Origin of the sequence: Paraburkholderia sp. RL18-085-BIA-A (assembly GCF_046027075.1) — a bacterium.
Classification (GTDB): domain Bacteria; phylum Pseudomonadota; class Gammaproteobacteria; order Burkholderiales; family Burkholderiaceae; genus Paraburkholderia.
On the sequence record NZ_JARESU010000222.1, the window covers coordinates 1 to 9,093 of the forward strand.

The window sequence follows — 9,093 nt, forward strand, 5'->3', positions numbered from 1 at the left end:
AATTCGGCCAGGAAGCGTCATTCGCCCGCACCGTCGCTGGGACATTCAGACGTCGTTTCCACCCAGGAAGCGGCCATTCAATTCAAGATGGTGAACGTTGCTTGATCGGCCAGAGCCGCGGTTCGCATGTTGATGTCGGGATGCCCGCTCACTGCAGCACAGCGGTCGTTCGAAAACGAAAATCGTGAACAGCCGCTGCGACATCGACGAATGCGTACTTTTCGGCCGTAAGTGCCCCTCCGACTCGATGCGAGCGCTATGGCAGCTTCCAAACTGGAACTGCAAGGGGTTATCAGGCAATGACCTTCTGCTCCCCGGCAGCCTGCTCGCGCATGCGACGGGCTTCGTCGCGCAGGAACTGCTGGTAATCGTCCAGATCGCCGTCGAAGGGCTCGACGCCACCCTTGGTAACGAGCCAGAATTCGTCACATACCGCGCGCAGCAGGGACCGGTCGTGACTGACCAGCATCACTGTGCCTTCGAATTCGTTGAGTGCCATGCCTAGCGCTTCGCGTGTGGCCAGGTCGAGGTGGTTGGTAGGCTCGTCGAGCAGCAGCAGGTTGGGGCGCTGCCACACGATCATGCACAACACGAGCCGCGCCTTTTCGCCGCCGCTCATCGTGCTGACCGCCTGATGGACCATGTCCCCACTGAAGTTGAAGGTGCCGAGGAAAGTGCGAAGCGATTGTTCGGTGCCACTCTGGCCGGGGGCACGCATGTGCGCCGGCGTGTCCTTGGCAAGGCGGATCATGTGTTCCATCGGCGTGTCGAGAGGACGCAGCACGTCGAGTTCCTGCTGTGCGAAGTAGCCGATGTTCAGGCCTTTGCCCTCGCTGATTTCGCCGGCAATCGGCGCCAGCTCGTGCGCCACCGTCTTCACCAGAGTGGACTTGCCTTGGCCGTTGGCACCGAGAATGCCGATGCGCTGCCCGGCCAGCACGGATCGGTTGATGCCCCGCACGATGACCGTCGGCGGCGTGCCCGGCGGTGCGCCGGTCGGCGCCGCGTAGCCGAAGCTCGCGTCCAGCATCGACAGCAGCGGGTTCGGGACGTTGAGCGGCTCCTTGAACTCGAAGTTGAACTCTGCGTCGGCAAGCACTGGTGCGATCTTCTCCATGCGTTCGAGCGCCTTGACCCGGCTCTGCGCCTGCTTCGCCTTCGAGGCCTTGGCCTTGAAACGGTCGATGAATTTCTGCAGGTGGGCGATCTTGTCCACCTGCCTGGCCATCGCGGCCTGCTGCAACACCAGTTGCTCAGCGCGCATGTCTTCGAACTTGCTGTAGTTGCCGCCATAACGCACGAGCTTGGCGTTGTCGACGTGCACCGTCACCTGCGTCACCGCGTCGAGGAATTCGCGATCGTGGCTGATCACTACCAAGGTTCCTTGATAGCGCTTGAGCCACGCTTCCAGCCAGACCAGCGCGTCGAGGTCGAGGTGATTGGTCGGCTCGTCGAGCAACAGCAAGTCGGACGGGCACATGAGCGCGCGCGCCAGCTGCAGTCGCATGCGCCAGCCGCCGGAGAAACTGTTGACCGGCTGGCTAAGCTGCGCAGCACTGAAGCCAAGGCCCAGGATCAGCGCTTGGGCACGTGCGGGGGCATCATGTGCACCGGCGTCGTGCAGGGCCATGTAGGCGTGCGCCATGCGCATGCCATCGTCGCTGGCCTCAGCGGCGGCTACTTCGGCCTGCGCCGCCAGCAGTACGGTGTCACCCTCGATGACGAAGTCGGTCGCACTCTGCTCGGTCTCCGGCATCTCCTGCGCGACCTGGCCCATCTTCCATGCAGCGGGAATCGAGAACTCGCCGCCGTCTTCGTGCAGCGTGCCGTTGAGAAGGCCGAAGAAGGATGACTTGCCGGCGCCATTGCGGCCGACAAGGCCAATCTTTTCACCGGGGGTGAAGGTGACGGACGCGCGGTCGAGTACGACATTGACGCCACGGCGCAGCGTGACATTACGGACGGAAATCATAAGGAGCTACTTCGGAGGGGATAGGCATGATAGCTGACCGGACGTACAGGGCTGTCTCTTTTCTGGTCGCACGAGTGAAGAGCCGCTTGCGCCTTGCGGCGCCCACCGGCCACAAAGCGAGGCGGGCACTGGCGCATCGGGCGTTCCGGCTGCGGGGCCAGCGAACAGACGGTGAGTGACGGCTCCTGGGCGATAGCACCAGCTCGGCGAACGCTCTCTAGAGCGGCCGTTGGACTCATCAACGGCAGCTCTCCGGCAGGCGGGGCAAATGCGTGCTCCCGGCCATGAGCGGTCGGTCGACGTCACCGCGGAGATCGTTGACAATGCCGTGTCGGTGTGTCGAAAGCCGGGAGCAAACATAAGGAAAAGTGCAACCCCGCAGAAATCGTGCTCAAATGCCCAGTGTTTATGATCGTTCAGCGAAAACGCAAGTCGATTCTCCGACGAAGTTATGTCGAAGGCTGTTGCTGCCGATTGGGTTTTGCGGTATCGGTGACGGTATCGTCGATACACACGCTGGCAGCAACCCCGTTCCCGCAAGGGTGCAGCCACTGGATTGACAATCGAGTGGGAGCAGAATTTTCGTCGGGAAACATTATTTGCTAGTTGATTGACTATTAAAGCCCTGTTTTTTACAGGACTTTATATTTTGGATTGTCGCTTGGTAGTTCTCGCATTCTGACAATGGGAGGAACTCGTGGCGTTTCGGTTTGGTGCAACCGCACTTGGCGACGGATAATAGCGGCTACATCATTTTGAGCGCTATTTTTAGGATTCCCCCATGGAAATTAAAGTCAACTTTCTCGATAAGCTACGTCTTGAAGCCAGGTTCGATGACTTCACGGTAGTGGCCGACCAGCCTATTCGTTATAAGGGCGATGGCTCGGCGCCTGGTCCATTCGATTATTTTCTGGCCTCATCGGCCTTGTGTGCAGCTTACTTTGTGAAGTTGTACTGCGTAACTCGCAATATTCCTACCGAAAATATCCGCCTGTCGCAGAATAATATTGTTGATCCGGAAAACCGGTACCAACAGATTTTCAAGATTCAGGTTGAGTTGCCGTCGGATATCCTGGAAGCAGACCGCCGAGGTATTTTGCGCTCTATTGAGCGTTGTACGGTGAAAAAAGTGGTGCAAGCCGGACCCGAGTTTGTAATTGAAGAGGTAGATAACCTGGATGCCGATGCTCAGTCGTTGCTGACGTTGAACCCGGCTTCTGACGCCAGCACCTATATTGCGGGCAAGGATCTGCCGTTGGAGCAAACCATCGCCAATATGTCGGGCAGTTTGGCGGGCTTGGGCATGAAGATTGAAATCGCTTCGTGGCGCAATATCGTTCCCAATGTGTGGTCGCTGCATATCCGCGATGCGCACTCGCCGATGTGTTTTACCAATGGCAAGGGAGCAACCAAAGAAAGCGCCTTGGCGTCGGCGTTGGGGGAGTTTATCGAGCGCCTGAATTGCAACCATTTCTATGGCGGCGCATTTTGGGGCGAAGACATCGCCAATGCGGCGTTTGTACATTACCCGAACGAGCGCTGGTTCAAGCCTGGCCCTGACGATGCGCTGCCGGCTGAAATTCTGGATGCGTACTGCCTGCAAATTTATAATCCCGATGGCGAGTTGTATGGCTCGCATCTGTACGACACCAACTCCGGCAATGTGCAGCGCGGTATCTGTTCGCTGCCGTATGTGCGGCAGTCGGACGGCGAAGTGGCGTATTTTCCGTCCAACCTGATCGAAAACCTATTCGTCAGCAATGGCATGAGTGCCGGTAATACGCTGGCCGAAGCGCAGGTGCAATGTCTGTCCGAAATTTTCGAACGGGCGGTAAAGCGTGAAATTCTGGAAGGTGAAATCGCATTGCCTGACGTGCCGCACGAAGTGCTGGCGAAATACCCTGGCATTCTGGCCGGGATTCAGGGGTTGGAAGAGCAGGGCTTCCCGGTGCTGGTAAAGGATGCGTCGCTGGGTGGGACCTACCCGGTGATGTGCGTCACATTGATGAACCCGCGGACAGGCGGTGTCTTTGCCTCGTTCGGCGCGCACCCAAGCTTCGAGGTGGCGCTGGAACGGAGTCTTACGGAATTGCTTCAGGGGCGCAGTTTTGAAGGCCTGAACGATTTACCTCAGCCCACCTTTGTCAGTAACGCCGTGACTGAATCAAATAACTTTGTTGAGCACTTCATTGATTCCAGCGGTGTAGTGTCGTGGCGCTTTTTCAGCGCCAAAGCGAATTTCGAGTTTGTTGAGTGGGATTTTTCTGGCCAGGGTGAAAACTCCAATGCCGAGGAAGCCTCAACGTTGTTCGGAATTCTCGAAGACATGGGCAAAGAGGTGTACATGGCGGTGTATGACCAACTGGGCGCCGTAGCCTGCCGGATTTTAGTGCCCGGTTATTCAGAAGTTTACCCGGTAGAGGATTTGATCTGGGATAACACAAACAAGGCGCTGTTGTTCCGCGCCGATATTTTGAACTTGCATCACCTGGACGATGCGGGCCTGGCAGCAATGCTTGGGCGGTTGGATAACAGTGAACTAGATGAGTACTCCGATATTGCCACTTTGATCGGCATCGAATTTGACGAGAATACGGACTGGGGGCAGCTAACAGTTCTCGAGTTGAAGCTGCTGATTCATCTCGCCCTGCAGCAATTTGAGGCGGCGCAAGAGCTGGCGGGAGCCTTCCTGCAGTACAACGACAACACGGTCGAGCGCGGATTGTTTTACCAGGCCTTGAATGTGGTGCTGGAGGTGCTGCTCGATGACGACCTGGAACTGGACGACTACACGGTCAACTTCCGTCGGATGTTTGGCAACGCTCGGATGGACGCGGTAATGGGGTCAGTAGACGGCAGCGTGCGGTTCTATGGTTTAACGCCAACGAGTATGAAACTGGAGGGTCTCGATAGGCACGACCGCTTGATCGACAGTTACAAAAAATTGCATAAGGCGCGGGCCAATGTGACAGCTCCAGCGCGTTAGGGTTTCGAGTCATGGCTGGATGCGATGATGCCGTTCATCCCCCAGCACAAACGCATGTTGGATACCCGAGCGACCATTTGTGCCGGCGTGCATCAGTGATGATGCCGCCAGCGTTGATGGTCAGACACGAAGGACAGATCGAGGGCTCTCAATATGAATCCCATCTTGGGATCATGTCGCCGGCCGGAAGGTCAAACGGAATCGATGGCGCATGTGATGGGTAGAGGAGCTACTGTGCCTGACAAATCCTTTTTAAATCCACGCAGCTGAAAGCGTATTTGATAATCGAGTGGGAATGGCCGAGTTGCAAGCGACTGTCGCGTGGAAAAGGCGTCTTGAGCGGGATTGATATTGCCTTCGCCGCCAAAAGACTGCAAGGCGCTAGTCGGGCATTTACAAGCCCAACAGGCAAGGATCGACCCAGGCCGTGTCAAAACGTGCGCTTCATTCGAGCGCTGTCGAAACCGGCTCGCGAGAAAGGCCTACAACGGCTTCGGCGAGTGTCGGCAATGGTAAAGCGACCCTTCAAAACCTTGCGATTTTCCGTTTTGACACAACCTCGGCCAATTTGCGACATTCGACACTTCTCCCAGATCGTTGACAGTCACTCAGTCCTGATGGGCTGCGGCCAAATCCCTAGACGGGTCTCCACTTGACTCGACGAGCATGAACCGAACGGGACGTGCCAGCGGTGGCAATGCTACGTTGTCGGGCTTGCGATAGCCGACGCCGCCGCACGTCGTCGACGGCTCAGCGTGGTTTAAATTTCGGTTTCTGAAGCGGCCCCATAAGGGGCAATTCGCGTCCCGCTAGCCAATGCTCGCTTACCCTGAGGTGCGTCAGGTCGGCAGCCGTAGAAGCCTTTGCCAATAGTCCCTTAAGCGGAAGCTAAGTAGGGCTTAGGCATTTTCGAATTGTGCCCGCCCATGCGATAGCACATGCTAAACAGTTGACTTTTGCGGAGTACAGCACGTGGAAATCGATTACGTGCAGCAGCGAACAGCGCACCGACACAATTACGCCAGTGCTGGTCGACGTACTCAACGCGCTACCCGAGCGCGATGACCTGCGAGGGTCATCGCGGCGATGCGTTATTGCCGCTCTGGCACCGTGCGTGCTTCCTGCCGATCGTCGGCAGTTCGTGCACACCGCCCGGTGAAAACCGATAAATCGAACAAAGGAGACGACGCTAATGCAACATGGCAACACGTCCATCGGCCTGCGCAGCCGCTGGTACGACGAACTCACTTCGATGCACTGGCGCGTGCTACGCGCGAGCTTCCTTGGCTGGATCTTCGACGGCTACGAAACGCTGGCGCTCGTTGTCGTGCTCGTGCCGATGCTGCACTCGGTGCTCACGCCTGAACAGGCCGCGTCGACACCGGTTTATGCGGGCATTGTCATCGGTATCACACTGCTCGGGTGGGGGCTCGGCGGCCTGATCGGCGGTGTGCTGGCTGACTATGTCGGCCGCAAGAGAATGATGTTGTGGTCAGTGTTCCTTTATGCGCTGTTCTCAGGTCTCACTGCCCTCTCGCCGAACCTGTTCGCGCTGTGTGCGCTGCGCTTTCTCACCGGCCTCGCGATGGGTAGCGAATGGAGTACCGGCGTCGCGCTGCTGTCCGAAACGTGGCCGGAACGCGCCCGCGCGAAAGGTGCCGGATTCCTGCAGTCGGGCTTCGGCTGGGGGACGCTGCTAGCGGCGGTGGTCTGGTACCTGCTCGCACCCACACGTGCGCTCGGTGCTGAGACGTGGCGGCTGATGTTCGTGCTTGGCGCGGTGCCTGCGTTGTTTGTACTGTACATCCGGCGTGGTGTGAACGAGTCGGAGAAGTGGCAAACTGCGGTGCGCGAAAAGCGCTGGAACGCGACGACAGTCGAAACGCATGCTGCAGAGCACTCACGCGAGGACAAGCGTCCGTTCACGCTCGCGCAGCTGTTCGGGCAGCGCGAAGCCGCGCGCCGCACGGTGCTGCTGTTCCTGCTGTCGGTCGTTGCTACGATCGGCTGGTGGGCAATTTCCACCTTGCTGCCGGCCTACACCGTTTCGATTGGCAAGGCCGAACATGTTGCCGACCCTGCCTCATGGGGCGCCCGCGTGTCGATTACGTACACGATCGGTGCGATCGCCGCCTACACGGTCGGCGGTTTCGTGATCGATGTGATCGGAAGGCGCGCGTTCATTTCGCTGACGTTTGTCGGTGCGCTTGTGATCACGTTCGTCACATACAAGCTCACACACACGGTAGAGGCGATGGCGGTGGTCGCACCGATCAACGGCTTCTTCACACTCGGTTTCGCGTATGTGTGGATGGCGATCTATCCGTGCGAGCTGTTCACGAGCACCGTGCGCTCGACCGCAATCAGCTTCGTATTCAACGCGGCGCGGATGATCGCGTGGGTGTTCCCGATTCTTGCCGGCACGATCGTCAAGTCGTTCGGCGGCGCGCCGCAGGCGGCGATGGCACTTGGCCTGGCCTACGTGCTCGGGATCGTGCTGCCGTGGTTTCTGCCCGAAACGCGTGGACAGGGAATGCCTGACTGAATACCACATCGGCAGGCTGTTGCAGACAGTGCGTCATCACGCGGGAAACTGCGCCGAACCCGCTGCTGTCCTGACACGGACCGGGGACGGAGCATAGAAAGAAATCTCACCATGCACTTCGATTTCGTGGACCTGCGCCTGCTCACCGTCCTGGCCGATACAGCCGATCTTGCGCGCGCCGCGAGCCGGTGTCATCTATCTGCGCCTGCGGCCAGCAGTCGCGTCAAGAACCTTGTGGAATGCCTTGGAGTCTGTCTGCTCTATCGCACGAGCCAGGGCATGCCCCCCAACCTGCGGGCGAGTGTTTCGTATTTCATGCCCGGCTGGGCAGGTGGACCGGCTTGCGGCTGAAATGCAGGATACGAGGAGCGCGGCACATTTCGCATTCCGCCACGCTTGGAGTGGCTGCTTTGGAGGAAAGCCAACGTCTCTTGCGGGTCGACCTGGGTCGGTCGTCATCCGACTCAGTGCGGCCACTTTCTCCGGGGCGGCCAGGAGGCCTTTCAGATGATTATCAATTCGGAACCAGAAAGCGGACCTTCGCGCTCTGTCTATGCCCGTGGTGTCGTCCGGGAGTACGGAATGCGGGATGACCGATTCAAGTCAATACTTAATCCGGTTCCCGATAGCGCTTTCCGCAGCAGTGAACGATGTTAAGCGTGCACGTACGACCGAATGGGATGATTCAATTCGATGGTTGGATCCGGACGTCGTCAGCGCGGCAACCTGCCAGCGGTCGCATTGACGGCAAGCACTGTCTGACCATCACTGGCAAGGTCGCATTGGTAAATGATCGGCGTATAGGCGCCGACGTCGTTCTGGAACTCGGCCTTATCGCCAACGTATGTGATCGCGCCGCCCGGCTGATCGGTCCAGCGAAAGTAACTGAATTTCATCTCGTTGGGTGCCTCAGTCCATCTCACAGCGTGCGTCGCAAGTCGCTCGATCGGATCCTTGCAATAGGTGTCGGCCGCAACGATCGCTTTCTCTGCGAGACATTGGAGGTCGTCCTTGCAGCACGACTGGGCTTGATTCATCGGGTCGTGGCCATCTTTGGCGCCATAGGTCGAAACGCAACACCCGCTGATCAACGATCCGACTATAAGAATCCCGAAGCCGCCCTTTATCTTTCCCGCGCCGGTCTGCTGCTTTACCCCGGGCGCGCCATACTTGACGCACTTCGTCGGCTTGCTGCGAGCCTCGCTCCCGAATTCCTTGCATTTGACCAACGCCATGAATTCCTCCGATCCACATCTCATCGGGCAGTTGCTCCAACAACGGATGAGATTTATCCCGAGAACTCTGAAATGCTCACCCCTTATTTCGTCACAACTCTCTTTGCGAATGGTTTGGCGGCCATGAGCAAATAACACACCTTTCCAGAGTAGAGGTAACGCGCCAGGCCGCAAGAAAATTATTGTTCCAGTGGATAATGGATGGTCCCGGATTCGTCCTGCGTGGTCACCACCCCGCGCAACGGGTGCACGTCGAGCCACCCTCGAGCGTACCTGTCGGCCAATGCGCCGACATGGATGACCGTTGTCATCCAGTAAGTTGCCCTTGAGGGACGAAGGTTCGACCGGCGGCAGT

The 9,093-nt window shown here is 58.1% G+C and carries 6 protein-coding genes; 4 read left to right on the forward strand and 2 right to left on the reverse strand.

Features of this window, described 5'->3' with window-relative positions:
- Positions 1 to 292: 292 nt before the first annotated feature.
- The gene (locus P0D89_RS48840; RefSeq protein ID WP_408369512.1) at positions 293 to 1,972 is read right to left on the reverse strand and encodes an ABC-F family ATP-binding cassette domain-containing protein; all 1,680 of its coding nucleotides are present in this window, start codon (positions 1,970 to 1,972) and stop codon (positions 293 to 295) included.
- Between the two features lie 781 nt (positions 1,973 to 2,753).
- Between P0D89_RS48840 and P0D89_RS48845 the strand changes: the two genes are divergently transcribed.
- Together P0D89_RS48845 and P0D89_RS48850 are read left to right on the forward strand one after the other, a co-directional pair.
- Positions 2,754 to 4,958 carry an OsmC domain/YcaO domain-containing protein gene (locus P0D89_RS48845; RefSeq protein ID WP_408369515.1) on the forward strand — a complete coding sequence of 735 codons (2,205 nt, stop codon included), beginning with the start codon at positions 2,754 to 2,756 and terminating at the stop codon, positions 4,956 to 4,958.
- 1,192 nt (positions 4,959 to 6,150) lie between these two features.
- Positions 6,151 to 7,503 carry an MFS transporter gene (locus P0D89_RS48850; protein ID WP_408369518.1) on the forward strand — a complete coding sequence of 451 codons (1,353 nt, stop codon included), beginning with the start codon at positions 6,151 to 6,153 and terminating at the stop codon, positions 7,501 to 7,503.
- A gap of 36 nt (positions 7,504 to 7,539) precedes the next feature.
- On the opposite strand, the gene P0D89_RS48855 is transcribed toward P0D89_RS48850, so the two are convergent.
- Positions 7,540 to 7,698, reverse strand: coding sequence for a hypothetical protein (locus tag P0D89_RS48855; protein ID WP_408369530.1), 159 nt, complete (start codon positions 7,696 to 7,698; stop codon positions 7,540 to 7,542).
- On the opposite strand from P0D89_RS48855, the gene P0D89_RS48860 reads away from it, so the two are divergent.
- Positions 7,630 to 7,854 carry a helix-turn-helix domain-containing protein gene (locus tag P0D89_RS48860; protein WP_408369527.1) on the forward strand — a complete coding sequence of 75 codons (225 nt, stop codon included), beginning with the start codon at positions 7,630 to 7,632 and terminating at the stop codon, positions 7,852 to 7,854. The genes P0D89_RS48855 and P0D89_RS48860 overlap by 69 nt on opposite strands.
- 329 nt (positions 7,855 to 8,183) lie before the next feature.
- Positions 8,184 to 8,873: a hypothetical protein gene (locus tag P0D89_RS48865; protein ID WP_408369521.1), complete on the forward strand. Its 690-nt coding sequence runs from the start codon at positions 8,184 to 8,186 to the stop codon at positions 8,871 to 8,873.
- Positions 8,874 to 9,093: the final 220 nt, after the last annotated feature.